A 24,474-nucleotide genomic window follows, 5' to 3' on the forward strand; every position below is an offset into this window, starting at 1 on the left:
CTTGGTGGGGGAGCGGGCTGCCCGGGTCTCGGAAGAGGTGGGCGGACGAGGGCGACGGGACGGCGGCGCGGAGTCCCCGGCGGGACGCGAGGGACTCCACCGGAGCGGGCCGGGCGGACGGCTTCCGGCGGCCTACGGGATGTTGCACTCCGTCATGCCGGGCCAGGGATCGGCCGACGTCCACACGTCGACGGCGGGGATGAAGCCCCACCCGTGATGGCCGTCGCGACCGGGAGCGACCCGCTCGTGGACCGCGACCGGATCACCCTCGCCGAGCTGGCCCGCCACCCGGTGATCGACGTCCCGCCGCAGGTGCCACGGCTCTGGTGGGACTTCTGGGCCGCCGACCCGCGACCCGACGGCACCCCGGTCCGCTACGGACCCGTCGCCTCGGACCTGGAGGGCCTTCTGCACCTCGTGGCCCAGGACAGGGGCATGTGCTTCCTGCCGGCCGCCGCGCGCGACTTCTTCCCGCGCCCCGGCATCCGCTACGTCGAGGTCACGGACCTGCCCCCGTCGACGGCGGGCCTCGCCTGGCTGAGGGAGAACCGCACGGAACCGCTCGTCGCGGCCGTAGTGGCGGCTGCCGGACACGTGGCCCCGGTACGGGACCGGGGGACCGTCCGGGACGGAAGCCGGTCCGAGGACTGACCCCACGCCGCGGGTCGCGGCCGCTCCGGGTGCGGGACCCGGCCGCCGTCCCTCCCGGCGTCCGGCGGTGGGCGGGAGGAACACCGGGCGGCCCACGGTGGCAGATCGCCATTGACCGGCCGCTCCGGGCCTCACCGTCGACCTGGGACCGGCGTCACACGGCATCATGCGGGCATGGTCACCATTCACCTGAAGTACGAGATCGACGCCGACAAGCTCGAGGATTTCGAGGAGTACGGCCGGCGCTGGGTCCGGCTCGTCAACCGTTTCGGCGGGACGCACCACGGCTACTTCCTGCCGAGCGAGGGCGACAGCGACATCGCCTACGCCCTCTTCTCGTTTCCCAGCCTGGCCGCGTACGAGCGGTACCGCACGGACAGCATGTCCGACCCCGAGTGCCAGGAGGCGTTCCGGCTGGCGCGTGACACCCGCTGCATCAAGCGGTACGAGCGCCGCTTCCTCCGGCCGCTCGACGGCCTGTCCTGAACCTCCGGGAACCCTTGGCGCGCCGCCGCGCGCAGTGCCGTGATGACGGCCGTAACCGTCGGCTTCGCGGTCTCGGTGTGACGCGTCGCGGCGAACAGCAGGCGCGGGACCGGATGGTCCGCGCGCCACGCGACAGCCGGCCCCCAGCCGTGCGGGATCCCCGCATGTGACACCTGTGGCCCGTTCCCGTACGTGGGCCGGGAACGGGCCACCCCCCGTGTGACTGCCGTCTACCGCACCTCAGTCGGGTCAGCGGCCGGCCCATGCCTCCAGGCGGGTGTTCTTCGAGCCGTTGAGGACGAGCTTGACGGTCTGGCCGCGCCTGTACGCGACGGTCGCGTAGTGCTTCTGGCCGTTGCACCGGTGCTGCTTGGTGACGGACTTGCCGGTGTCCAGGATCAGCACCCTGAGCGTGGCGTTGCCGCCGCCCCAGCAGGTGAAGACGCCGCGCGCCATGTTGGTGCCGCGGGGCAGCTTGTAGCCCTGCGAGACCCACTTCCTGCCGTGGCTCCTGAGGTAGTCCGCGCTGATGTTGGCGTTCCAGACGTTGGTCCAGCTCGCCTGGGCGGCGACCGGGGCCGGGGCCGCGGGAGCGGCGGAGACGACGGGAGCGGCGCCCAGGGCGAGACCGCCGCCGAGCATCACGGTCGCGGTGGAGAGCGCGAGGCTCCTGCGCAGGTTCATGGTCGTGTTCCCTCCGTTGGTGGGCCGGGACGGTGGCGCCCGGCTTCCGTGGCAACGACTTTCCCGCGACAGGTTCGGCGGGTCCAGACACGGCTCCCGGGATGGGGCAGGGTGGGACGTCCTCTGGTCCGACCTGCTGGGACGTCGCGTCCCATGCGGTGACGGTGGGACGGTCGGACTGTCCGGATTACGCCGTGGGACGCTCCCGGCGGGAACCTCTGCCTCGCGTCCGGAGTCCCCGCAGTGAACGAAGGGGGACGGGACATGGCGCGGTGGAAGGAATTGCCGACCGGGCTCGGGGAGCGGGAACGGCAACTGCTCGTACAGCTCCGTCGGTTGAAGGATCACAGTGGGCTGAGCCTGGCCGCGCTCGCGGGGCGCACCGGCTACAGCCGCTCTTCCTGGGAGCGCTACCTCAACGGCAAGCAGCCGGTGCCGCGCCGGGCGGTGGAGGAGCTCGCCCGGGTGTGCGGGACCGACGCGACGCGGCTGGTCGTGCTTCACGAGGTGGCGGTGGGGAATCGGGTGGGGGCACCGGCGCCGACCGGCCCGCGGAGGAGTCCGGGGGTTCCGGACGGGGCTGCCCCGGACGCAGCGGGCGCCGGACCGGCCGGCTCTCCGGACCCCGGCGCTGCGGCCGGGAGCCCCGGGTCCGGCAGCGACCCCGCGGGGGAAACCGCTCCGGCCGGTCTCGACAGCGTCGCGGCGGTGGAGCCGGAGAGGGGAGCGGTAGGGGACGGGACGCCGCCGGACGGGGCGGCCGACGGCGTCCCGGGCGGCCGGTGGACGAGGCGGCCCGTGCCGCTGGGGCGCGTGCTCGTGCCGGCCGCGCTCGCCGTCGCCGTTGCCTTCGTCGCCGGCCTGCTCGTCGCCGGTGCGTGGCGGAACGAAGGCTCCGGCGCGACCGATCCCTCCGCGACGGGGTACCGGCGGGGGCAGGCGTACGCCTGTGAGGTGCGCCGGGAAGACGGCGAGCTGCGCGCGGGGCACAGCCCCACGCGGGAGATGCTGCTGGACATCAACAGCACCGGCTTCGACGTGGTCGAGACCCAGTGCCTGCTCCGGGAGCACGGCATTGACCCGGGAGCGGCCGACGGGCTGTACAGCGAGCGCACGAAGGAGGCGGTCAAGCGCTTCCAGAAGGAGCGCCGTCTCGTCGTCGACGGCATCGTCGGGCCCAACACCTGGCGGGAATTGCGGCGGTGAGTGCGGTGGCCGACGTGGCGACCGAGTGCGGCCGGCTCGCCGCCGCGCTGCGCGAGCTGAGGGAGTCCACCGGGCTGAGCCTGGCCGCGCTCGCCGCGCGCACGCCGTACAGCAAGTCGTCCTGGGAGCGTTACCTCAACGGGAAGAAGCCGGTGCCGCGCCAGGCCGTCGAGGCGCTGTGCGCGATGGCGGGGGAACCGCCCGGCCGGCTCCTGGTGCTGTGGGAACTGGCCGACGCGGTCTGGAGCGGCCGGTCCGCGCCGCCCGGGCCCGCCCTGGGGGTGCCCGCCTCCCGCGACAGCGGCCCGCCGCCGGCCCGGCACCCGGCGCGCGCGAGCGCGGGACCAGTACGGCGGCGCCGGCGGAGGTGGGCTGCGGGCGCCGCCGTCGGCGCGGTGGTGCTGCTCGGTCTGGGCGGGCTGGCCCTGGTGCCCCGGGGTGACGGCTCGCCTGCGGGTGCCGGCGAGCCGGCCATCCGCAATCCCGGTTGCACGGGCGTGACGTGCGAGGGCAAGGACCCGAAGACGATGGGGTGCGGCGGCACAGGGATGGCCTTCACCGTCGCGGCGCGCACCGGCAGGGCCGGACAGCGCCTGGAACTGCGGCAGGGCGAGTTCTGCCGGGCGGTGTGGGTTCGCGCCACGGGCCTCAGGCCGGGCGACCGCGTGGAGATGCGGATGCCGGACGGCCGGACGCAGCACCTCGCCGCGACCGGCCGGCAGGGCGTGGAGACGTACATCGCCACGCCGATGGCCGCCGTCGACGGCCCCGGCGCCCAGAACGCGCGGGTCTGCCTGCTGCCGACGAGCGGAGAGCCGGAGTGCTTCGGCTGAGCCTCCCTCGCCGGCCCCGGGCCTTGTCTCCTGCGGGGCAGGGGAGACCCCGCCGGCTCGGGCGACGAGAACCGGACGGCCGGCTTGAGACGCGGGCGTACGCATGAGGCCCGGATCCACAGGATCCGGGCCTCATGCCACTTTCAGTAGCGGGGACAGGATTTGAACCTGCGACCTCTGGGTTATGAGCCCAGCGAGCTACCGAGCTGCTCCACCCCGCGTCGGAAGGCCCAACTGTACGCCACCACGACACCGCTCAAGACCAGGTCACTTGGCCCGCCCAGTCGCAGGGTCGACGCGATCCGGGATTCACTGGAACCGGCAGCTGGTCGAGACGGGCCCCGGGGACGACGCGATTGTCCGGTTTCCGTGAAGGTGGGGACCGGAAGAGCCCCTCTCCCGCGCGGGGCCGGCGCTCCGCGGCGTGCCCGTCGGGCGCCCGCCGGGGGTCAGTGCCGGGTGAGGTGGCCGTGGTGCGGGAGGCGGTCGCGGGCGGCTTTCCCGGTCGTGCCCAGGTCTCCGGCGATGGCGGGCGGTGACCGGGCCGGCCGCAGCGATGACCGCCTCCGGTCGAAGCCGGCAGCCGGGGGCCGCCGGATGACCGGCCGGGCCGTCGGAGTGACGGCGGTCACGGACGCCGTTCGCAGGGTGCTGCGTACGCTTGTGCAGTCGTCGCGGTGGGGTCGCGAGAGCGGGTGAAGCTCTCCTTCAGTCACCTGATGATGCGTCAGGAAAGTCGGCGCGTGGTCAGCGCGGGTCCTGAAAAACCTGGGGGCGGCTGCCCAGGCATGCGACTCGTTGTAAGGTATGGAAACAGCCCTTGACCTGCAAAAACGCAGGCAGGGAGCCTATGTCCGGGAGTGCCTCGATGATACGAACGATATTCAAGTCCAAGATCCACCGCGCCACCGTCACCCAGGCGGACCTGCACTACGTCGGGTCGGTCACCGTCGACGCGGACCTGATGGAGGCCGCCGACCTGCTCCCCGGGGAGCTGGTGCACATCGTCGACATCGACAACGGCGCCCGTCTGGAGACCTACGTCATCGAGGGCGAGCGCGGCTCGGGCGTCATCGGCATCAACGGCGCCGCCGCGCACCTCGTGCACCCCGGCGACCTCGTGATCCTCATCAGCTACGCGCAGGTCGAGGACGCGGAGGCGCGGACGTTCGTGCCGCGCGTCGTGCACGTCGACGCCGGGAACCGCATCGTGGAACTGGGGTCCGACGCGTCCGCGCCCGTCCCCGGCGGCGACGCGGTCCGTCCCCCGCACGCCGTGCCCGCCCGGAGCTGATCCGCGGAGGCCCGCCCGTACGGAGCCGCCCGAGGGAGAGCCGCACGGCGGCCGAGCCGCGGATCCGTGACGACCGGGCGAACGGGCTTCTGGAGGCGTTCGAGGGCGGCGTCCCCGTCGGCGCCGTCGGCTGCTTCCTCCTCGACACCGCCCCCCCGCCCTGGTGGCGGTGCGCACCGTCGTCGAGCGGGAGCACGAGGGCACAAAGGGATCGCCGGCCTCCCCGGACCTGTGGCGGCCCCCGCGGGGAGTCCGGCCCCGCCGCCCGCCCGGGTGCGCTGATCACGGGCGGGCGGGGCCGGCGCCCGGCCGGTTCGCCACCGGTCCGGAAGCCGGCCCCGGGGCCCGTTCCGGCAGGCGCCGGAGGCCCCGTCGCGTCACCCTGGAAGGGCGACGAACCCGACGAGCGAGAGGCCCGTGATGACCCAGCCGTATCCCGACCCCGTGCCCCCGTCGCCCATCCCGCCCCCCGTACCGAACCCCGTGCCCCCGCCGGACCCCAGCCCGGTCCCGGTCCCGCCGGAGCCCTCTCCCGCCCCCGTCCCGCAGCCCGGCGGCCCCGTGCCCGAACCGGAGCCCCAGCCCCAGCCGGGACCGGCCCGCGGGGACCGGACGTCAACGCGGAGCTGACGGAAGAAGTTCCGGGTTGCGTGAAACCCTTGTCACGGAGCGTGCGCCGCCCCTAACTTGAATGGCCGTTGCTGTGTTCAAGGGGGGCCCATGGCCGTACGCGGACGTCACCGCCGCCACCAGCCGAGCCGCATCAACCGCGCCTCGCTCACCGTCACGGCGGGAGGCGCCGGCGTGGCGCTGCCGCTGATCGGCGCGGGCACGGTGCAGGCGGCCTCGCTCAACGTCTGGGAGAAGGTCGCGTCCTGCGAGTCCTCCTCCAGCTGGCACATCAACACCGGGAACGGCTACTTCGGCGGCCTCCAGTTCAGCCAGTCCACCTGGGAGGAGTACGGCGGCACGCACTACGCGCCGCGTGCCGACCTCGCCTCCAAGGACCAGCAGATCGTGATCGCCGAGCGCGTCCTGAAGAAGCAGGGCCCCGGTGCGTGGCCGTCCTGCGGCTCCCGGGCGGGCCTCGCCCGGGGCGGCGCGTCGCCCGACGTCTCCCCCCGGTCCACCACGGCCGGGAAGCCGTCCGGCGGGAACCGGATGAGCACGGCCTCCCTGCCGGGGCAGCGCGCCTTGCCGGAGCGGTCGGCGCGCAACACCGGCCCCACCGCCGTCCCCGCCGTGCGCGAGATGTACACGGTGACGCCCGGCGACTCCCTGTCGAAGATCGCCGGCGAGGAGCACGTCCGGGGCGGCTGGAAGCGCCTGTACGAGACGAACCGCTCCGTCGTCGGCGACGACCCCGACCTCATCCACCCCGGCCAGCGCCTCACCCTGCGCATCACCGCGCCGAGGAAGACCGAGGGGACCGGAAAGGCCGAGGGGACCGGAAAGGCCGGGGCCCCGGCGAGGGCCTCCGGGGCCACGCCGTCCGCGAAGACGGCCCCGCCCCGGGCGACACCCCCCAAGGCCCCCGCCCCCCGGCCCGCCACCGCGCACCCCGTGACCAGACCGGCCGTGAAACCGGTCGCCGGACCGACCGCGCGGCCCCCCGCCCGGCCCGCCGCCAAGCCCGCTTCCCCGCCGGCCGCCGCACCGGCCCCCCGGCCCGCCGCCAAGCCGCGCCCGGCCGCCAAGCCGCGCCCCGCCGCCGCACCGGAGGCCGCCTACTCGGCCCCCGTCTCGGCCGGCACCGGCACCCGCTACGGCAAGCCCGGCTCCTCCTGGTCCAGCGGCTACCACACCGGCGTCGACTTCCCCGTCCCCACCGGCACCTCGGTCAGGGCGGTGGCCGGCGGCCGGGTCGTCTCCGCCGGGTGGGGCGGGGCGTACGGCTACCAGGTCGTCCTCCGTCACGACGACGGCCGGTACAGCCAGTACGCGCACCTCTCCGCCCTCTCCGTCCGCGAGGGCCAGCGGGTGCGCGCCGGCCAGCGCATCGCCCGCTCGGGATCGACCGGCAACAGTTCGGGACCGCATCTGCACTTCGAGATCCGGACGGGCCCCGGGTACGGCTCCGACATCGACCCCCTGGCCTACCTCAGGGCGCGCGGCGTCTCCCTCTGACCCCGCCGTCGGGTCCGGCCCCGCCGGCCCCGGCCCGGCCGTCGGGTCCGTCCCCGGTTCCGGCGGCCGTCCCCGCCGCAGGCGCCCGCCCCGGTTCCGCCCCCGGGGCGGGCGCCGCGCGGTCGAGGGTGAGCAGGACGAGCCCGTACGCGGTGATCCCGCCGCAGACCAGCGCGCCCGAGGCGCCCGCCGTACCGTGGCGGAAGCCCTCGCCGAACAGGGCCACGCCCGCCGCCGCGGCGACCACCGGATCGACCACCGTGAGCGTGGCGAGCGGGGCGGCGAGGCCCGCGCCCCGGTACGACGCCTGGGAGAGCAGCAGCCCGCCCACGGCGAACGCCGAGAGCACGAGCAGCGACGTCCATTCGGCGAACGGCGCCCGTGGCGTCCACGCCCCGGCCACCGTCTTGGTGAGGACCGACGCCGCGCCGAAGGAGACGCCCGCCGCCGCGGCCAGGGCGACGCCGCGCGGCACCGGCCGTCCCGTCAGGCGCGCGACCGCGAGGAGGACGCCCACCGTGCCGAGGGCGGCCCCCGTGAGCAGCCACCGCTGCCCGTCCCCGGGGGACCGCGCCCCGGCGCCGGTCGTGAGGCTCAGCAGACCGGCGAGACCCGCCGTGGTGGTGAGGGCGCCCCGCCAGGCCCGGCGGCCGGCGAAGAGGGCCGCCATGGGCAGCGCGCACACGATCGTGAGGGCGCCCAGCGGCTGGACCAGACTGAGCGGCCCGTACGCGAGGGCGGCGACGTGCAGGGCCGCCCCGAGACCGTTGAGCAGGACGGAACCCCACCAGGCCGGGCGGCGCGGCGGCGGGACCGCGCAGGCCGCGACCCGCTCCTGCACGACCGCCGCGGCCGCGTAGGCGACCGCGGAGGCCAGGGCCAGGACCACGGACAGCGCGAGGGGACTCATGTCTTCCACCATCCCTCCGACCGGCCCGCCACGCGTCGTACCGGGCCCCCTCACGGACGGTCCGCCGCGACCGCCCGGTCCGGGCGCCGCCGGGAAGCCCGCCCGTCCGGGCCGGGGACGGTACGGAGGGCGCCCCGGCGCGTCCGTCCGGGGCGCTACCGTGGGCGCCGGCCCGGTTCCGGGCCCGTTCCGGGCGGGTCGGGGCCCGGGGCGGAGGAGGGTACGACAGGACCGTGGGGGCCGGATGGATCTCGTCGAAAGCGGGTCGGTGGGCGGGTTCTTCGTCCTGCGGACCGCACCGCCGGAGGGCGGCGGGGCGCACCGCCCGCTCGCCCGGCTGTACGCGGGGGAGGGCGGCCCCCTCACGGCGCGCGTGGACCGGGTCGCCGCCCGGCTCGGCGCCCCCGAACGGCGCGTCGGCGCCTCCGTCGCCCACCTGGGGCTCGCCGCCCGCCTCTGGTCCACCGCCCTCGGTCCCGCCGCCCTGTACGGCCGTTTCCCGGACCTCGAGCCCGCGGCCCTGTCCTGGGACGGCGCGCTGACCTCGCCCGACGACCTGTGGTGGGCCGGTTCCGCGACCCGTCCGGCCACCGTGGCCGACCTCCGCGCGGCCGTGCAGGAGGCCCACCTCGTCCCGCTCCACGCGGCCCTGCGCCGCGACGGCCGGATATCGCCCCGGCTCCTCTGGGGCAACGCCGGCTCCGCCCTCGCCGGAGCCCTGCGCGAGCTGACCCGCTGGGCCCGCGCCCACGACCGGCCGGACGCCGCCGACCGGGCCGCCGCCCTGGTCGCCGGGCTCCTGGACCACCCCGACCTCGCCGGCACGGTCCGGGGCCCCCGGTTGCGCCGCGCCAGTTGCTGTCTCCACTACCGCTGTCCCGGCGGCGGGCTCTGCGGGGACTGTGTCTTCGACCACGCTCCCCGCACGGGTTTGGAGGGGCGGCCCCCCGCTCCGTAAAGTTGCCCTTTCCGAAGCCCGCCAGCGGCGACGTACGAGCGAACGAGGAACCCGAAGGCCATGACGGTGACCGAAGAAACCCAGGACTACGGGCCGGGCATCGACCCCGAGCGCCTGGCCGTCTGCCTCGGCGTCCTCGAAGAACTCGACAAGCTGGAGGTCGACCACCCGGACGCGATCCTCGTCCGCCGGGCCACCGCCGGGATCTACCGGACGGTGAAGCAGCGCCGCCGCCAGGAGCGCCGGGCCGCCAAGACCGCCAACGACAGGGCGGTCACCGAGGCCACGGCCACCGGCTCGGCCCAGCGCATCGACGACGAGACCGAGGGCCTCCTGCCCACGCCCGCCACCGAGGAGGGCAGGATCGCGGGGATACTCCAGCGCCCCCGCTCCTGCTACGTCTGCAAGACGCGGTTCGTCGAGGTCGACTACTTCTACCACCAGCTCTGCCAGAAGTGCGCCGCCGAGAACCGGGCCAAGCGGGACGCCCGCGCCGACCTCACCGGCAAGCGCGCGCTGCTCACCGGCGGCCGGGCCAAGATCGGCATGTACATCGCGCTGCGGCTGCTGCGCGACGGCGCCCACACCACCGTCACCACCCGCTTCCCCAAGGACGCCATCCGCCGCTTCAAGGCGATGGAGGACTCCGCGGACTGGATGCACCGCCTGGAGGTCGTCGGCATCGACCTGCGGGACCCGGCCCAGGTCGTGTCCCTCGCCGACCGGACGGCCGAGGCCGGACCGCTGGACATCCTCATCAACAACGCGACGCAGACCGTGCGCCGCCTCCCCTCCGCGTACGCCGCCCTGGTCGAGGGCGAGAGCGCGCCGCTGCCCGCCGGTGAACTCCCCGCCCACCACGTCATCGGCGCCTTCAACTCGGGCGCGGTGGACGGCCTCGCCGCGCTGCCCGCCGGCACGAGCGGCCTGGAGGCGCAGAAGGTCGCGGACCTCGCCCTGGTCGCGGGCAACGCCAGCATCGCCCGGCACCTCGACGGCACCGCCATCGACGCGGGCGGCCTCCTGCCGGACGTCGTCGAGAGCAACACGTGGGTGCAGAGCATCGAGCAGATCTCCCCGGTGGAACTCCTCGAGACGCAGCTGTGCAACTACACGGCGCCGTTCATCCTGATCAGCAAGCTGCGTCCGGTGATGGCCGAGGCCGCGCGCAAGGCGTCCAGCGGACGCGCCTACGTCGTGAACGTCTCCGCCATGGAGGGCGTCTTCAGCCGCGGCTACAAGGGCGCCGGGCACCCGAACACCAACGCGGCGAAGGCCGCGATGAACATGGTGACGCGGACCAGCGGCCAGGAGATGTTCGAGACCGACGGCATCCTCATGACCTCGGTCGACACCGGCTGGATCACCGACGAGCGTCCGCACTTCGACAAGCTGCGCCTCGCCGAGGCCGGTTTCCACGCCCCGCTCGACCTGGTCGACGGCGCGGCCCGGGTCTACGACCCGGTCGTGCGCGGCGAGGCGGGCGAGGACCTGTACGGGGTGTTCCTCAAGGACTACGCCCCGGCCAACTGGTAACCCGCACCCCTTTTCCGTCAAGGGCGCCCCACCGGTCGGATGGGGCGCCCTTTCGGCGTGCTTCACCCGATCGCGTCACACAGATGAGCCCGGCAGAGCGCGTGCGCGCTCATTTGGTTACTCTGATGTTCACGGTCGGCCACCGAGGAGACACACCTTCCTCACGGCCTTCCCGGGACCGGCCTGCCACCAAGGCCGCGGACCCGCCCGACGAACGGCGCCACCGCGACCGCACGGCACTTGTCCTCACAGGTACGCGACACGAAGGAGTGCGCGGTGACACCCGAACTGACCAAGCAGGAACCGCGACCGACCGAACCCACCGACCGGCCGCGCCGGAAGGGCGAGCTGGGGAGCCTGGAGGTCTGGGCCCGCTCGGCCCCGATCCGGCTCGCGGGCTACGAGGAAGACCTCGCGGAGCCCCACATCCTGCCCGGCATCGACTGAGCCGGCGACCCGACGCGCCTCCCGGTGCCCCCGTCCGGACCCCCGGCCGGGGGCACCGGCGTGTCCGGCGCGGGCACGGGGCCCGGGGCCGGGGGTCTCCGGCGGGCCGCAGGGCCTCAGGACGGCCCCGCCGGTCTTCGCAGCCGGGTCGGCGGCAGGTACTCCCGCAGGAGCGTCCGGTGCCACCAGGCCCCGGTGGCGCGCAGCTCGCCCCAGGTCGTGTAGCGGTAGCGGTACAGCCGGGCCCGCACGTGGACCGGCGGCGCGTCCGGGAACGGATTGTGGGCGAGCAGCCGCAGGGTGTCCCGGTCGCCGTCGAGCAGCCGCTCCACGAAGGGGCCGAACCACGCGCGCGCGTACCCCGGGGAGAGCGCCGCGAACCACATCAGCCAGTCGAGCCGCAGGTGGTACGGGGCGAACTGGCGCGGCAGCCGGCGCGGGTCGCCCGGCTTGCCCTTGAAGCCGTACTCCCGCCAGACGCTGCCCGGGTGCGGCGCGGGGTCGTCGGTGCCCTCGATCACGATCTCGTCCCGGACCCGCCCGACCGTACCGAACGCGCCGTAGCTGTTGACCAGGTGGAACGGGTCGTAGGAGCGGTTCATCGCCTGGTTCCGGGAGAGCAGGTTGCGCACCGGGCGGTGGCTGCGGACCAGGACGAGGACGGTCACCGCGACGACCAGGACCACGTACCAGAGCGGCGGGTCGGGCCGCGGGTGGTCGCCGGTGAGGGGGGAGGCGTCCACGGCGGAGAGGGCGAGCACGACGGTGAGCCAGTTCAGCCAGGCGAAGTTCCCCGAGAGGACCAGCCACAGCTGGGTCACCACCATCAGCCCGGCCGCGACCGTGGCGACCGGTTGCGGGGCGAAGAGGAAGAACGGCACGACGAGCTGGACGACGTGGTTGGCCGCCGCCTCCGCCTTGTGCAGCGGCCGGGGGAGGTGGTGGAAGAACCAGCTCAGCGGGCCGGGCATCGGCTGGGTCTCGTGGTGGTGGCAGAGACAGGTCAGGTCCCGCCAGCAGCGGTCGCCGCGGATCTTGATGAGCCCGGCGCCGAACTCGACCCGGAAGAGCAGCCAGCGCAGCAGGAACAGCACCAGGACGGGCGGGCCGGTGTCGTCGTTGCCGAGGAAGACGGCCAGGAACCCGGCCTCCAGGAGCAGCGACTCCCAGCCGAAGGCGTACCAGGTCTGGCCGACGTTCACGATCGACAGGTACAGCGCCCACAGCACCAGCCACAGGAGCATCGAGACCGGCAGCGGCACGGCGTCCGCCGCGCCCGCCGTCACCGCCAGGGCCAGCGCGGCCCCCGTCCAGGAGACGGCGGCGAACAGGCGGTCGGAGTAGCGCAGGCGGAAGAGGGAGGGGGCGTCGCGCGGCCGGGTCCGGCGCAGGTACTCCGGCACCGGGAGCAGGCCGTGCTCCCCGATCAGCGCCCGGAACTGGAGGGCGGCCGACAGGAACGCCACGCAGTACAGGGCGGCCAGACCGCGCTGGAAGGCGATCCGGGCCGGCCAGAGATCGGGTGCCGTGAACCATTCCACCGTCCCCAGTATCGGCCAGGGGTCAGGTCCTGACGAGCCGCCGGAGGGTCCGGCCGAGGCGGCGGGCGTACGCGCGCTGGAGCGGGGGGACCAGGGGGCCGGCGAGCCGGGTGTACCAGACGGCGGGGCGGCTGAAGGCGGTGACGGTGAACCGGACGGTGCCGTCGGGTTCGAGCTCCACGACGAAGGACTCCTCACCGCGTTCGGGGTGCCCGGTGAGGGTGCCGTAGGCGAACCCGGTGCGGTTCTCCTCGTACGCCGTCCAGACCACCGAGCAGGGAGCGCTGATCCGGAGGGGGCCGACGCCCAGCGAGACCTCCACGCGGACGCCGGGCTCGGCGCGGTCGGCGTCCGCGACGACGACCGCGCCGGAGCGGCGGTGCGCCCGCCAGGTGGTGACGGCGGCGCCCGCCGTCTCGAAGGCGGCCCGGCCGTGGCCGACGACCGTGCTGCACCGCAGGTGGTGGTAGGCGTCGGGAAGGACCTCCGGGGTGCGGGTGGCGCCGGTCTCGCGGTAGGTGAGGTCCGGGCGGGCGGGCCGGGAGAGGTCCTTCAGGAGGCGGGTCATGCCGGGGACTCCGTTCGCGAGGGGGGCGAGGACGAGGACGGGGCGAAGGGGATGAGGGTGACGAAGGGGACGGTTGCGGGGACGGGCGGGCCGAACCGGTGCCGTCAGTGTGCCGCCGTCACCGGGCCTCCGGGGCGCGGACGGCGAAATCCGGGGCGCCACCGGGTGTCACCGGGGCGCGGGCCGCGGCCGTCCGGACCGGGAGGGCCCGGGAGCGCGAGCCCCGCCGGGACCGCCCGGACCGCGCCGGCCGTCGCGGTCGCTCTCCACGGGGCCCGGCGGCGCGGACCCCCGCACCCTGCTTGAACGTGTTCAAGCCACAGAACGAGCGTAGGGCTTCCCCTGAACGTGTTCAAGTGCCGGTGTCCGGCGAATGCCCCGGTCGGCCCTCCTCCGCTTGCGGGCGCCCGCGCCGTACGACAGACATGAAGAACTGGCCGGAACCGGGCCCCGGGCCCGCAGGAGAGAACGTCGGGAGAATCCAGGTGCCTCCACCCCTCCGCCGGACGCGGCGAACCGTCACCGCTCCCCGCGAGGGGGCCCGCCTCGCCGCCGCGGCACTCGCCTCGGCCCTGCTGCTCACCGGCTGCTCCTCCGGGGAGACCGGCGCCGGGGGAGCGGCACGGGCCGCCGCGGCCCCCGCCCAGGACGTCCTGCTCCAGGCGTCCGCCACCCCGGGGCCCGACCCCTTCACCGCCTCCACCGTCCGGAACACCGTCCGGCCCTCGGCCCCCGCCGGGGACCGGGACGCGGGCGGCACCGGGGGGACCCGCGAGGTCACCGGCTCCACCCCCGGCCTCTACGGCGGCACCCGCGCGATCGGGAGCTGCGACGTCGAACGGCAGATCGCCCTCCTCGCCGGGGACGGGAAGAAGACGAAGGCGTTCGCCGGGGCCGTCGGCGTCCCCGGGGCCGGTGTCGCCGACTGGCTGCGCGGCCTCACCCCCGTCGCCCTGCGCGAGGACGTCCGCGTCACCGGCCACGGCTACCGCGACGGCCGGGCCCACGCCTTCCAGTCGGTCCTGCAGAACGGTACGGCGGTCCTCGTCGACCGGTACGGCGCCCCGCGCGTCCGCTGCGCCTGCGGCAACCCGCTCGGCGCCCCGGCCGCGGACAGGGGCGGCGTCCACCGGGGCGACCCCTGGGACGGCTTCGACCCCGACCGCGTGATCACCGTCCGTCCGGCCCCCGCTCCCGTCCCCGGCCTGGTCATCGTGAACGCCACCGACCGCACCTGGATCGAACGGCGGACGGGCAGCGACGGCGCGGAGGACCGCAGGCCCGACGTGGAACCGGCCTGCGACCCGGACGCGTGCGTCCGGCCCGGCCCGGCCACCCCCGACCCCAGCGCCCCCGGCCGCACCCCGCCGGACTCCGCCCCCACGCCCCCGGACCCGTCGGACCCCGGCACCCCGGACCCCGGCACCCCGTCGGAGTCCGCCCCGGACCCCGACCCGTCCGTGCCCGGGGACGCCTCCCCGGCCCCCGACCCGGACGCGTACCCCGAACCCCCCGCCGAGCCCTTCCCCGACCCGTTCGCCGACCCCTCCGCCCCGCCGGACGGAGAGCTGCCGCCCGGGGAGGTCCTCCCGCCCGGACCGGTGCCGGACCAGCCCGAGACCTTCGAGGGATGAAGCGGATCTCCATGGTGCGTACGAACGGGACCGCGCCCGGCGTGGCCCCATGAGCGCGGACGACCGGGGCCGGACGGCGGGAGACCCCGGCCACCGCCCGCCGGAAGGGGCCGCGATCCTCTCCGCGTACGGCTCCGCCTTCCGGATGGGCGGCTTCGACTGGGACCTGACCGCCGGGACGATGGTCATGGACGACGCGGCCCTCGCCGTCTTCGACATGGACCGCGAGGAGTACGACGGGCACCCCGAGTCCCTGGCCCCGCGGGTCCTGCCGGACGAGGGCGCCCGTCTCGACGCCCTGGTGACGCAGGCGCTCAAGGACGGCAGCGACCAGTACGGCGCGTACTTCCGCATCCGCCGCCGCGACGGCGGCCACCAGTGGACCCACACCCAGGGGATCGTCCTGCGCGACGACGCCGGCCGCCCCGTGCGCATCATCGGCGTCCTGCGCGACGCCACCCACGAACTCACCGAACCCGCCGCCCGGCTCGGCCTGGACGAGGGACGCCGCAAACGGGCCGACGTCGTGGAGGGCACCACCGCCGCCCTCGCCCACGCCCGGACCGTGCAGGACGTCATCGACCTCCTCAACGACTCCCAGGCCCTCGAACACTTCGGCGCGGCCAGTCTCGTCATGGGCCTCCTGGAGGCGGGCCGCATCCACCTGGTCGCCGAGGGCCCCGAAGGGGCCTTCGTGCCGGGCACCCGCTTCACCCGGGTGGACGAGCCGTACCCGATGAGCGAGGTGATCCGCACCCTGCGCCCCCGGTTCATCGACTCGGCCCGCGACTTCTCCGAATCCTTCCCGGTGCTCTGGCCGCACATCAGCGGACTCGGCATCACCGCCGCCGCCTACCTGCCGCTCATCGCCCAGGCCCGGCCGATCGGCGCGCTCGGACTCCTCTACAGCGACAGGACCGGTTTCAGCGAGGACGAACGGACCCTGCTCGTCGCCCTCGGCAGCGGCATCGCCCAGAGCCTCCAGCGGGCCATGCTGTACGAACAGGAGCACGACCTCGCCGAAGGACTCCAGCAGGCCATGCTGCCGCGCCGGATCCCCGAGGTGCCCGGCGCCCGGACGGCCGTCCGCTACCGCTCCGCCCGGCTCGGCCGGGACATCGGCGGCGACTGGTACGACGTCATCGCGCTGCCCGGCGGGCGGGTCGGCGCCGTCATCGGCGACGTCCAGGGCCACGACACCCACGCGGCGGCCGTCATGGGCCAGCTGCGGATCGTGCTGCGCGCCTACGCCGCCGAGGGCCACCCCCCGGCCACGGTGATGGCGCGAGCCTCCGTCTTCCTGCACGAACTCGACACCGAACGCTTCGCCACCTGCACGTACGCGGAGGTCGACCTCGGCACCGGGGTCGTCCAGCTCGTCCGCGCCGGCCATGTCGACCCCCTGCTCAGGGAGGCCGACGGCAGGTGCCGCAGGCTGCCGGTGGAGGGCGGACTGCCGCTCGGGCTCTCGGCCGAGTTCGGCCGCCTCGACTACCCGGTGACCGCCCTGGAACTGGACCCCGGACAGACCCTGATGCTCTACACCGACGGACTCGTGGAGAAACCGGGCGCCGACCTCGACGAGGGCCTCCAGTGGCTCTCCTCCCTCGTCCGGCGCGGCCCCGCCGACCTCCAGGAACTGGCCGACCACCTGTGCGACGTGGTCGCGGAACGCGGCGGCGAGGACGACGTCGCGATCCTGCTGCTGCGCCGGCACGCCACGCAGGCCCCCGGCGCCGGACGGTTCCAGCAGCACGTGGCCCAGAGCGATCCGGAGGCGCTCAGCTCGGCCCGGCACATGATCAGGGCCGCCGTCCGGGCCTGGGGCGCGGGGGAGCGCGCGGACGAGATCGAGCTGGCCGCCGACGAGCTGATGACCAACGCGCTCATGCACACCGACGGGGGGACGATCGTGACCCTGCGGGTCCTCCCCGGGCCCGTACGGCGGCTGCGGGTGGAGGTCGAGGACCGGTCCAGCGCCCTGCCCCGGCGGCGCGACGCCGGCGAGGCGGGCGTGTCCGGGCGGGGACTGCTCCTGGTCGACCAGCTCTCCGACGCGTGGGGCGTGGAACCGCGGGGCGGCGGCAAGTGCGTGTGGTGCGAATTCGTCGTGGAGGACCCCGGCGCCGGGAGCACCGGCGCGGAGCGCTGAGGCCGCTCACGCAGCGTCGACCGATCATGCTTGACCGTGACCGACGGTAGCGGTTGACTGCGATCTCCCGCCCCTCCGCGCACGCAGGACGTGAGGACACCCGACCCGTGACCACCGAGCTACTGGCCCCGCTGGACCTGGCCTTCTGGCACCTGGAATCCGCCGCCCACCCCCTGCACCTCGGCGCCCTCGCCCACTTCGGCCCCGTACCCGCGGCCCCCGGCGACGGACCGGCCGACGTCCTGGGGCTGCTCGCCCGCCGTGCCGCCGCCGTCCCCCGGCTCCGGATGCGCGTCCGCGACGTCCTGCTCCCCGTCGGCGGCGCGGCCTGGAGCCCCGACCCGGACTTCGACGTGCGCCGCCACGTCCGCGAGGTCGCCCTCCCCGGCGCCGACTTCCCCGCCGAGGCCAACCGGCTCGCCGCCGAACTCATGGAACGCCCCGTCGAACGGGGGCTGCCGCCCTGGGAGATGTACCTGCTCCGCGGGGCGCCCGACGGCTCCTTCGCCGTCCTGGTCAAGCTCCACCACGCCCTCGCCGACGGCATGCGGGCCGTCGCCATCGGCGCCGGCGTCCTCGACGGGACCGCCGCCTCCCCGCATCCCGCGCGCCGCCCCCGGCCCGTACCCCCGCGCTCCTGGCTCCCCGGCCCCGGCCACCTCCTCGGCATCGCCCGGGGCCGCCTCGGCGACCTCGGCCGGGCCGTCGGGGTCGGTGCCTCCGTCGTCCGCGCCAGCCGCCTCGACGGGCGCCCCACCGCCGCCCTCGCCGCCCACCCCAGCGGGACCCGCCGGATCGCGACCGCGACCCTGTCCCTGGACCGCGTCCACCGGGTCCGCCGCACCACCGGCGGCACCGCGAACGACGTCCTCCTCGCCGTCGTCGCCGGAGCCCTGCGCCGCTGGTTCGAGGAGCGCGGCCTGCCCCTGCCCGGGGCCGACCCCGGGCCCTCGTCCCCGTCTCCCGCCGCCGCCCCGGCGTCCCGTCCGGCCCCGGCAACAGCCTCTCCGGCTACCTCCTCGACCTGCCCGTCACCGAACCCGACCCGGCCGCCCGGCTCGCCGCCGTCCGGCGCGCCATGGAACGCAACAAGGCGGCGGGCCCCTCCCGGGGCGCCGGAGCCGTCGCCCTCCTCGCCGACCGGCTCCACCCGCTCGCCCACCGCTTCGGCGCCCCCCTCGCCTCCGGCGCGGCCCGCCTCCTCTTCGACCTCTTGGTCACCCAGGTGCCCCTGCCCCGCTCCGCGCTCTCCCTCGGCGGCGCCCCGCTGCGCGCGCTCTTCCCCATGGCCCCGCTGGCCCGGGGCCAGTCCCTCGCCGTCGCCATGTGCCCGTACGGCGGGCAGGTCCACATCGGCCTCGTCGCCGACGGCGAGGCCGTCCCCGACCCCGACGCCCTCGCCGCCGCCCTCACCGCCGAACTCGCCCTCCTCGACCCGGGGGAGGGCGGCACCCCCGGGAGGTGACGGCCCGCCGGAGCCCCTTCAGCACGCGGCTCCCGGCCCGCCGCAGCCCCCCGCCGCACGGTTCCCGACCGCCGGAGCCCTCCGCGGCACGTTCTAGACTCCGCCGCATGCTGCGCGTACTGGCCGTGGACGACGAGGAGCCCGCCCTCGGGGAACTGCTCTACCTGCTGCGCGCCGACCCGCGCGTCCGCACCGCCGAGGGCGCCGGTGACGCGACGGCGGCGCTGCGCAGGATCGGCCGCGCCCTGGAGGCGGGGCCCGACGGCGAGGACGCCGTCGACGTCGTCTTCCTCGACATCCACATGCCCGGCCTCACCGGACTCGACGTGGCCCGGCTGCTCGCCGGGTTCGCCCGCCCCCCGCTCGTCGTCTTCGTCACCGCCCACGAGGGCTTCGCCCTCCAGGCGTTCGACCTGAAGGCCGTCGACTACGTCCTCAAGCCGGTGCGCCGCGAACGCCTCGCCGAAGCCGTCCGCCGCGTCCACGAGCTGGTCCACACCACCGCCGCCGCGCCCGCCCCGGCGGCCCCCGAACAGATCCCCGTCGAACTCGGCGGCGTCACCCGTTTCGTCCCCGTCGACGACATCGCCTACGTCGAGGCCCACGGCGACTACGCCCGCCTCCACACCGACCGGGGCAGCCACCTCGTCCGCATCCCCCTCTCCACCCTCGAGGAACGCTGGGCGGACCGGGGCTTCGTCCGCATCCACCGCAGCCACCTCGTGGCCCTCGCCCGGATCGACGAACTCCGGCTCGACGGCGGCGCCACCTCGGTGCGCGTCGGCGACACCGACCTCGCCGTCAGCCGCCGGCACGCCCGCCAGCTGCGGGACCTCCTGATGCGCCGGGCCGGCGGCTGACCCCGTACGCCTACCGCCCCGCGACCCCGCTGCGTAGACTCCACGCGTCCCGGGCCGCACCGCCCGCACCACCCGAAGCCGAGAGATGCCGGAGCGGACGCCGATGTCCGAGCACCACCCGCCGCGCGGACCCCGGCGCGAGACCGTCACCTACGCCTCCGCCCACGGTGCCGCGGGAGTCCCGGCCCCCGCCGGACGGCGCCCCGCCCATCCCCCGGCCCGCTCCGAGATCGACGAGCAGACCACCCTCGGGCACACCTACGTCCGCTCCCTGATGCGCAGTCAGCTCCGTGCCGCCCTCACCGCCCTCGGCGCGCTCGCCCTGCTCGTCGGCGCCCTCCCGCTCGTCCTCGCGCTGCCCGCCCCCGAGGCCCTGGTCTGGCTCGCCCTCGGCGTCGGCGCCTACCCCGTCGTCTGGGGCATCGCCCTCTGGTACGTCCGCCGCGCCGAGCGCAACGAGCGCGACTTCACCGGCCTCGTCGAACGCTGAGAACGGTGGGCCGCCCCGCATGAACCAGACCCACGCGGTCGTCGCCGTCACCGCCGTCGTCCTCGCCACCGTCCTCATCGGCGCCCTGGGCCTGCGGATCTCCCGCACCACCTCCGACTTCTACGTCGCCTCGCGAACCGTCCGGCCGGGCCTCAACGCCGCCGCCATCAGCGGCGAGTACCTCTCCGCCGCCTCCTTCCTCGGCATCGCCGGACTCGTCCTGGTCCAGGGCCCCGCCATGCTCTGGTACCCGGTCGGCTACACCGCCGGACACCTCGTCCTGCTGGTCCTCGTCGCCGCCCCGCTGCGCCGCTCCGGCGCGTACACCCTCTCCGACTTCGCCGAGGCCCGCCTCGAGTCCCGGCGGGTCCGGCGGCTCGCCAGCCTCCTCGTCGTCGGCATCGGCTGGCTGTACCTGCTGCCGCAGCTCCAGGGCGCCGGGCTCACCCTGGAGATCCTCACCGGCGCCCCCGGCTGGGTCGGCGGCCTGCTCGTCGCCGTCGTCGTCACCGGCACCGTCGCGGCGGGCGGCATGCGCAGCATCACCTTCGTCCAGGCGTTCCAGTACTGGCTGAAGCTCACCGCCCTGCTCGTCCCCGCGCTCTTCCTGCTCGCCGCCTGGTACGGGGACGGGGCGCCCCGCGCCCGCTTCGACGCCCCCGCCGTGCTGCGCGGCCACACCGCCGTCCGGGTCGCCGACACGGTGCGGATCGGGATCGACGCCCCGCTGACCGTCACCGTCACCGGCACCGTCGACTCCGTCCCGTACACCGGACGGCCCGTCACCCTCGCTCCCGGCACCCACCACGTCCTCGGCGGCACCACGCTGGCCTTCGCGCCGGACACGCCGCTGCCCGGCAGGGCGGCCGGGGGAGCGGACCCCCTCGGCTGGTCCCAGCCGCTGGCCGGCGGCCGCGACGGACACCAGCTGTACGCCACGTACGGCCTGATCCTGGCCACCTTCCTCGGCACCATGGGCCTGCCGCACGTGGCCGTCCGCTTCTACACCAGCCCGCACGGCCGCGCCGCCCGCCGCACCACCCTCGTCGTCCTCGGTCTCGTCGGCGCCTTCTACCTGCTGCCGCCGCTCTACGGCGCCCTCGGCCGGATCTACGCCCCCGAACTCGCCCTCACCGGCTCCGCCGACGCCGCCGTCCTCGTCCTGCCCGACCGGATCCTCGGCGGACTCCCCGGCGACCTGCTCGGGGCGCTCCTCGCGGGCGGGGCCTTCGCGGCCTTCCTCTCCACCGCCTCCGGGCTCACCATGTCCGTCGCCGGGGTCCTCACCCAGGACGTGCTGCCCTCCCGGGGCGTCCGGCACTTCCGCCTGGCGACCCTGCTCGCCACCGCCGTCCCGCTCGGCGCGGGCGTGGTCGCCTCCAAGGTGCCGGTCGCGGACGCCGTCGGGCTCGCCTTCGCGGTCTCCGCCTCCTCCTTCTGCCCGCTGCTCGTCCTCGGCATCTGGTGGCGGAGGCTCACCCCGCCCGGCGCGACGGCCGGGCTCCTGCTCGGCGGCGGTTCCGCCCTCGCGGCCGTCATGGCCACCAGGGCCGGGCTCGCCCCCGGGGGCTGGCCGCACACCCTGATGGCCTGGCCCGCGGTCTGGTCGGTCCCGCTCGGCTTCCTCACCATGGTCCTCGTCTCCCTCGCCACCCCCCGCCGGGTCCCGCCCGGCACCCCGGCGCTCCTCGCCCGGCTCCACCTCCCGGAGGAGATCACCGGGGCCGCCCCCACCCGGGAGGACCGTCCGGAAGCCCGTCCCGGAAGCCGGCCGGGAGCCCGCCGGTGAGCGGACTCGTCCTCGCCGCGGCGGCCGCCGCCGGAGCCGTCCTGCTCGCCGCGGGCTTCGTCCTGGGCCGGTTCGCCGCCCGGCGCGGGGACCGCGCCACCGACCCCGACCTCGGCACCCCCGTCGAGCGGGCCACCTTCCACACCCTGCACACCGCCTCGCTCGCCGCCCCGCCGCTGCGCGCCGGACTCACCGGGGAGACGGCCGGCAAGGCCGCCCGCACCCTCCGCTCCCTGCTGGGCACCGAGGCGCTCTGCCTCACCGACCGGGGCACGGTCCTCGCCTGGGACGGACCGGGCGAGGAGCACCACCGCGCGCACGTCCCGGCACAGGCCGCCGAGACCCTGGAGACCGGCCGCAGCCGCTCCGCCGACTCCGGATGCGCCGACCCCGCGTGCCCGCTGCGCTGGGCGGTGATCGCCCCGCTCACCGGCGAGGACGGGGTCCTCGGCGCGCTCGTCGCCTACGGTTCGCGGGAGTCGGCCGTCCTGGTGCGGGCCGCCACCGAGGTCGCCCGCTGGGTCTCCGTCCAGCTGGAGCTGGCCGAACTCGACCGGTCCCGCACCCGGATGGTGGAGGCCGAGATCAAGGCCCTGCGCGCCCAGATCTCCCCGCACTTCATCTTCAACTCCCTCGCCGCCATCGCCTCGTTCGTCCGCACCGACCCCGAGCGGGCCAGGGAACTCCTGCTGGAGTTCGCCGACTTCACCCGCTACTCCTTCCGCAGGCACGGCGAGTTCGCCCAGCTCGCCGACGAACTTCGTTCCATCGAGCAGTACCTGGCACTCGCCGGGGCGCGCTTCGGGGACCGGCTGGAGGTGACCCTCCAGATCGCCCCCGAGGTCCTGCCGGTGACCCTGCCGTTCCTCTGTCTCCAGCCGCTGGTGGAGAACGCGGTCAAGCACGGCCTCCAGGACCGGGAGAAGGGCTGCCGGGTCACCATCGCCGCCCGGGACGCGGGCGCCGAGGCCGTGGTGACCGTCGAGGACGACGGCATCGGCATGGACCCGGAGCTGCTGCGCGCCGTCCTGCGCGGAGAGCATCCGGTGGACTCCGGCATCGGCCTCTCCAACGTGGACGAGCGGCTGCGCCAGGTGTACGGGCCGGAGTACGGGCTCGTCATCGAGACGGGTGTGGGAGCGGGCATGAAGGTGACGGTGCGCATCCCCAAGTACCGTCCCGGGGTGCACCGTTCGGCTCCGTGAGCGCACCGCGGAGTCCGGTGGGCACCCCGGGGCGCGCCCGGCCGGCGCGGGCGCGCCGGAGGGCCGCGCGGGCCCGGTCAGCGCAGGTACAGCGAGAGGTGGGCGAGCGGCAGGCCCAGCTTCCAGGCGGGCAGCCAGACCTGTTCGTCCTCGTCGGGCGCGCACCCGGGACCGGCGTCCGTCCCGCCGTCGAGGTCGGCGGCGCGGATCCAGGTCTCCCGCAGCCGGCGCCAGGCGGTGTGCGCGAGCGCCAGGTCGGGTCCGTCGCCGCCGCCGGCCGCCCGCCGCGCGGCGAGCCGTTCCTCGACCCAGGGCGGCCAGGGGCGGTCGTACGCCGTGTGGCGCAGCCACTCGTCGGTCCGGCCGCCGGGGGGCCGGTCCGGGTCCTCCGTCAGGTGGACGGTGAGGGCCAGGGCCCGGAGACCGGCCCGGTACTCCAGCGAACCGGGCACCACGAGCGCGGCGGCCCGCAGCACCTCGTCGGCCACGTACTCGGCGCACAGCCAGGCCATGGGGACGGCCAGGCCGCCCCCGCTCGTGCCACCGGCGCCGTTCGTGCTCTCGGACAGCAACGCTCCCACCTTCTCCCGGGCGTGACCGGACACGGGGAACCCGGACACGGGGCGTCCGGGCACGCGGGGCCCGGACGCGCGGGGCCCCGGGAAGAGCCTCCTCCGTGAGGGGCGCCCGCGGGTCCCGCTCTGCTCAACTCGTCCCGGCGGTTTCGGACACGTCCTCCGGCCGGATCGATGCGCCCGGGACCGCCGGTGCCACGGGTGTCACGTGGGACGGGAGCGGCGGCGGGCGGTGTTCCGGTCTCACCGCGCGGCCCCGGCGCGGGACCCCGCGGTGCCCGCGCGGCGCGGCCGGTAGCCGGGCAGCGACCGGCCGAGCTGCCGCAGGGCGTAGTGAGACCGGGACTTGACGGTTCCGGCGGGGATGCCGAGCTCGACGGCGGCCTCGTTGACGGTGAGGCCGTGGAAGTAGAGCCGGACGAGTACCGCGCGGTGCTCGGGGCTCAGCTCCCGGACCGCCGCCCGCACGTCGAGCGCGGCCTCGGCGGAGGCGGTGGCGTCGGAGGGGTCGGGCGTCACGGCGAGGGCGCCGTCACCGATCTCGGCGGGCCGGGCGAGGCGTGAGCGGCGGGCGTCGATGGCGAGGCGGCGGGCCACGGTGAAGAGCCAGGGACGCATGGAGTCGTAGGGGGTGCCGAACGCCTCGGGGTGCAGCCAGGCCCGTACGAGGGTCTCCTGGGCGAGGTCCTCGGCCCGCTGCCGGTCCCCGTGGGTGAGGCCGAGCAGGAAGGAGAGCAGCGCGGGGCCGTGGTCCCGCTGCAGCTCCTCCAGGGTCCGTTCGTCGGTCGTCGCCGTCGTCATGCTGCCCACCTCTCCCGCGGCTCGTCGTCCTGGCGCGTACGAGCGCATACGAACGCATCCGGGCGACGAGGGACAGGGAACGGACACGGGTCTGCGGCGAACGGTCGCACCGAGCGGCGAATGGCACGGCGAGCGGTCAGGATAAAGCGATGCGTCCGTTTCGGTGCGGTTCTTTCCTTTGCGCGGCCTTGAGTCTTGACTGCGCCTTTCCTCCGGGGATCAATTCATCAGAACAGATGTTCATCACATGATTTGGGTGGAG

Annotated in this window: 21 protein-coding genes, 1 tRNA gene and 2 pseudogenes; 17 read left to right on the forward strand and 7 right to left on the reverse strand. The window is 75.5% G+C overall.

What is annotated here, in order from left to right; genetic code table 11:
* Positions 1 to 216 precede the first annotated feature (216 nt).
* Both ACFYZY_RS20000 and ACFYZY_RS20005 read left to right on the forward strand, forming a co-directional pair.
* Positions 217 to 651 (forward strand): LysR substrate-binding domain-containing protein, encoded by a 435-nt coding sequence (locus ACFYZY_RS20000; RefSeq protein WP_388695739.1) that lies wholly within the window; start codon positions 217 to 219, stop codon positions 649 to 651.
* A gap of 174 nt (positions 652 to 825) precedes the next feature.
* Complete coding sequence (locus ACFYZY_RS20005) at positions 826 to 1,137, forward strand: NIPSNAP family protein (protein ID WP_388695741.1); 312 nt, start codon at positions 826 to 828, stop codon at positions 1,135 to 1,137.
* 249 nt (positions 1,138 to 1,386) lie between these two features.
* Here ACFYZY_RS20005 and ACFYZY_RS20010 read toward each other — a convergent pair whose 3' ends face one another.
* Positions 1,387 to 1,821, reverse strand: coding sequence for a hypothetical protein (locus tag ACFYZY_RS20010; protein ID WP_388695744.1), 435 nt, complete (start codon positions 1,819 to 1,821; stop codon positions 1,387 to 1,389).
* 264 nt (positions 1,822 to 2,085) lie between these two features.
* On the opposite strand from ACFYZY_RS20010, the pseudogene ACFYZY_RS20015 reads away from it, so the two are divergent.
* From ACFYZY_RS20015 to ACFYZY_RS20025, 3 genes and pseudogenes are all read left to right on the forward strand, one after another.
* Positions 2,086 to 2,298 (forward strand): annotated as a pseudogene (locus tag ACFYZY_RS20015) (helix-turn-helix domain-containing protein); the annotation flags it as partial.
* A 321-nt stretch (positions 2,299 to 2,619) separates the two neighbouring features.
* On the forward strand, positions 2,620 to 3,027 hold the full coding sequence (locus ACFYZY_RS20020; protein WP_388695881.1) for a peptidoglycan-binding protein: 408 nt from the start codon (positions 2,620 to 2,622) through the stop codon (positions 3,025 to 3,027).
* Complete coding sequence (locus ACFYZY_RS20025) at positions 3,024 to 3,860, forward strand: helix-turn-helix domain-containing protein (protein ID WP_388695746.1); 837 nt, start codon at positions 3,024 to 3,026, stop codon at positions 3,858 to 3,860. The genes ACFYZY_RS20020 and ACFYZY_RS20025 overlap by 4 nt, the downstream gene beginning before the upstream one ends.
* A gap of 147 nt (positions 3,861 to 4,007) precedes the next feature.
* Here ACFYZY_RS20025 and ACFYZY_RS20030 read toward each other — a convergent pair.
* Positions 4,008 to 4,081: transfer RNA gene (locus ACFYZY_RS20030), tRNA-Met, on the reverse strand.
* Between the two features lie 647 nt (positions 4,082 to 4,728).
* Here ACFYZY_RS20030 and panD point away from each other — a divergent pair.
* Together panD and ACFYZY_RS20040 are read left to right on the forward strand one after the other, a co-directional pair.
* Positions 4,729 to 5,154 carry an aspartate 1-decarboxylase gene (panD, locus tag ACFYZY_RS20035; RefSeq protein ID WP_388695747.1) on the forward strand — a complete coding sequence of 142 codons (426 nt, stop codon included), beginning with the start codon at positions 4,729 to 4,731 and terminating at the stop codon, positions 5,152 to 5,154.
* A gap of 720 nt (positions 5,155 to 5,874) precedes the next feature.
* On the forward strand, positions 5,875 to 7,281 hold the full coding sequence (locus ACFYZY_RS20040) for a peptidoglycan DD-metalloendopeptidase family protein (RefSeq protein WP_388695750.1): 1,407 nt from the start codon (positions 5,875 to 5,877) through the stop codon (positions 7,279 to 7,281).
* On the opposite strand, the gene ACFYZY_RS20045 is transcribed toward ACFYZY_RS20040, so the two are convergent.
* Positions 7,256 to 8,191, reverse strand: a complete 936-nt coding sequence (locus ACFYZY_RS20045; protein ID WP_388695752.1) for a hypothetical protein — start codon at positions 8,189 to 8,191, stop codon at positions 7,256 to 7,258. The genes ACFYZY_RS20040 and ACFYZY_RS20045 overlap by 26 nt on opposite strands.
* Positions 8,192 to 8,435: 244 nt before the next feature.
* Between ACFYZY_RS20045 and ACFYZY_RS20050 the strand changes: the two genes are divergently transcribed.
* The 3 genes from ACFYZY_RS20050 to ACFYZY_RS20060 all read left to right on the forward strand — a co-directional run bounded on the left by ACFYZY_RS20050 (position 8,436) and on the right by ACFYZY_RS20060 (position 11,132).
* A complete protein-coding gene (locus ACFYZY_RS20050) occupies positions 8,436 to 9,149 on the forward strand; it encodes a (2Fe-2S)-binding protein (protein ID WP_388695755.1) in 714 nt (237 codons plus the stop codon).
* Positions 9,150 to 9,209: 60 nt separating this feature from the next.
* Entirely contained in the window at positions 9,210 to 10,685 is a 1,476-nt protein-coding gene (locus tag ACFYZY_RS20055) for an SDR family NAD(P)-dependent oxidoreductase (RefSeq protein WP_388695757.1), read from the forward strand.
* Between the two features lie 276 nt (positions 10,686 to 10,961).
* Entirely contained in the window at positions 10,962 to 11,132 is a 171-nt protein-coding gene (locus ACFYZY_RS20060) for a hypothetical protein (RefSeq protein ID WP_388695760.1), read from the forward strand.
* 116 nt (positions 11,133 to 11,248) lie between these two features.
* On the opposite strand, the gene ACFYZY_RS20065 is transcribed toward ACFYZY_RS20060, so the two are convergent.
* Together ACFYZY_RS20065 and ACFYZY_RS20070 are read right to left on the reverse strand one after the other, a co-directional pair.
* Positions 11,249 to 12,673 carry a lipase maturation factor family protein gene (locus tag ACFYZY_RS20065; protein WP_388695763.1) on the reverse strand — a complete coding sequence of 475 codons (1,425 nt, stop codon included), beginning with the start codon at positions 12,671 to 12,673 and terminating at the stop codon, positions 11,249 to 11,251.
* Between the two features lie 22 nt (positions 12,674 to 12,695).
* Positions 12,696 to 13,241: a DUF1990 family protein gene (locus tag ACFYZY_RS20070; RefSeq protein WP_388695766.1), complete on the reverse strand. Its 546-nt coding sequence runs from the start codon at positions 13,239 to 13,241 to the stop codon at positions 12,696 to 12,698.
* Between the two features lie 485 nt (positions 13,242 to 13,726).
* Here ACFYZY_RS20070 and ACFYZY_RS20075 point away from each other — a divergent pair, with 485 nt between their 5' ends.
* From ACFYZY_RS20075 to ACFYZY_RS20105, 7 genes and pseudogenes are all read left to right on the forward strand, one after another.
* Positions 13,727 to 14,875 (forward strand): DUF6777 domain-containing protein, encoded by a 1,149-nt coding sequence (locus ACFYZY_RS20075; protein WP_388695769.1) that lies wholly within the window; start codon positions 13,727 to 13,729, stop codon positions 14,873 to 14,875.
* A gap of 145 nt (positions 14,876 to 15,020) precedes the next feature.
* Positions 15,021 to 17,027, forward strand: coding sequence for a SpoIIE family protein phosphatase (locus ACFYZY_RS20080; protein ID WP_388695883.1), 2,007 nt, complete (start codon positions 15,021 to 15,023; stop codon positions 17,025 to 17,027).
* A 107-nt stretch (positions 17,028 to 17,134) separates the two neighbouring features.
* Positions 17,135 to 18,492 (forward strand): annotated as a pseudogene (locus ACFYZY_RS20085) (wax ester/triacylglycerol synthase family O-acyltransferase).
* Positions 18,493 to 18,599: 107 nt separating this feature from the next.
* A complete protein-coding gene (locus ACFYZY_RS20090) occupies positions 18,600 to 19,352 on the forward strand; it encodes a LytR/AlgR family response regulator transcription factor (RefSeq protein WP_388695772.1) in 753 nt (250 codons plus the stop codon).
* Positions 19,353 to 19,455: 103 nt separating this feature from the next.
* Positions 19,456 to 19,842 carry a hypothetical protein gene (locus tag ACFYZY_RS20095; RefSeq protein ID WP_388695775.1) on the forward strand — a complete coding sequence of 129 codons (387 nt, stop codon included), beginning with the start codon at positions 19,456 to 19,458 and terminating at the stop codon, positions 19,840 to 19,842.
* A 19-nt stretch (positions 19,843 to 19,861) separates the two neighbouring features.
* A complete protein-coding gene (locus ACFYZY_RS20100) occupies positions 19,862 to 21,631 on the forward strand; it encodes a cation acetate symporter (RefSeq protein ID WP_388695778.1) in 1,770 nt (589 codons plus the stop codon).
* A complete protein-coding gene (locus tag ACFYZY_RS20105) occupies positions 21,628 to 22,836 on the forward strand; it encodes a histidine kinase (RefSeq protein WP_388695781.1) in 1,209 nt (402 codons plus the stop codon). Before ACFYZY_RS20100 ends, ACFYZY_RS20105 begins: the two co-directional genes overlap by 4 nt.
* Positions 22,837 to 22,913: 77 nt before the next feature.
* Here ACFYZY_RS20105 and ACFYZY_RS20110 read toward each other — a convergent pair whose 3' ends face one another.
* Positions 22,914 to 23,408 carry a hypothetical protein gene (locus ACFYZY_RS20110; RefSeq protein ID WP_388695784.1) on the reverse strand — a complete coding sequence of 165 codons (495 nt, stop codon included), beginning with the start codon at positions 23,406 to 23,408 and terminating at the stop codon, positions 22,914 to 22,916.
* 246 nt (positions 23,409 to 23,654) lie between these two features.
* Positions 23,655 to 24,212, reverse strand: coding sequence for a sigma-70 family RNA polymerase sigma factor (locus tag ACFYZY_RS20115; protein ID WP_388695787.1), 558 nt, complete (start codon positions 24,210 to 24,212; stop codon positions 23,655 to 23,657).
* Positions 24,213 to 24,474 lie beyond the last annotated feature (262 nt).

The organism is Streptomyces sp. NPDC001744 (assembly GCF_042892575.1).
GTDB lineage: Bacteria > Actinomycetota > Actinomycetes > Streptomycetales > Streptomycetaceae > Streptomyces.

Excerpts from the sequence above, each read along its gene's own strand:
- ACFYZY_RS20000 (WP_388695739.1), top strand. The coding sequence starts at position 217 with ATGGCCGTCGCGACCGGGAGCGACCCGCTCGTGGACCGCGACCGGATC.
- ACFYZY_RS20005 (WP_388695741.1), top strand. The coding sequence starts at position 826 with ATGGTCACCATTCACCTGAAGTACGAGATCGACGCCGACAAGCTCGAG.
- ACFYZY_RS20010 (WP_388695744.1), bottom strand. The coding sequence starts at position 1,821 with ATGAACCTGCGCAGGAGCCTCGCGCTCTCCACCGCGACCGTGATGCTC.
- panD (WP_388695747.1), top strand. The coding sequence starts at position 4,729 with ATGATACGAACGATATTCAAGTCCAAGATCCACCGCGCCACCGTCACC.
- ACFYZY_RS20040 (WP_388695750.1), top strand. The coding sequence starts at position 5,875 with ATGGCCGTACGCGGACGTCACCGCCGCCACCAGCCGAGCCGCATCAAC.
- ACFYZY_RS20045 (WP_388695752.1), bottom strand. The coding sequence starts at position 8,191 with ATGAGTCCCCTCGCGCTGTCCGTGGTCCTGGCCCTGGCCTCCGCGGTC.
- ACFYZY_RS20050 (WP_388695755.1), top strand. The coding sequence starts at position 8,436 with ATGGATCTCGTCGAAAGCGGGTCGGTGGGCGGGTTCTTCGTCCTGCGG.
- ACFYZY_RS20055 (WP_388695757.1), top strand. The coding sequence starts at position 9,210 with ATGACGGTGACCGAAGAAACCCAGGACTACGGGCCGGGCATCGACCCC.
- ACFYZY_RS20070 (WP_388695766.1), bottom strand. The coding sequence starts at position 13,241 with ATGACCCGCCTCCTGAAGGACCTCTCCCGGCCCGCCCGCCCGGACCTC.
- ACFYZY_RS20080 (WP_388695883.1), top strand. The coding sequence starts at position 15,021 with ATGGGCGGCTTCGACTGGGACCTGACCGCCGGGACGATGGTCATGGAC.
- ACFYZY_RS20090 (WP_388695772.1), top strand. The coding sequence starts at position 18,600 with ATGCTGCGCGTACTGGCCGTGGACGACGAGGAGCCCGCCCTCGGGGAA.
- ACFYZY_RS20095 (WP_388695775.1), top strand. The coding sequence starts at position 19,456 with ATGTCCGAGCACCACCCGCCGCGCGGACCCCGGCGCGAGACCGTCACC.
- ACFYZY_RS20100 (WP_388695778.1), top strand. The coding sequence starts at position 19,862 with ATGAACCAGACCCACGCGGTCGTCGCCGTCACCGCCGTCGTCCTCGCC.
- ACFYZY_RS20115 (WP_388695787.1), bottom strand. The coding sequence starts at position 24,212 with ATGACGACGGCGACGACCGACGAACGGACCCTGGAGGAGCTGCAGCGG.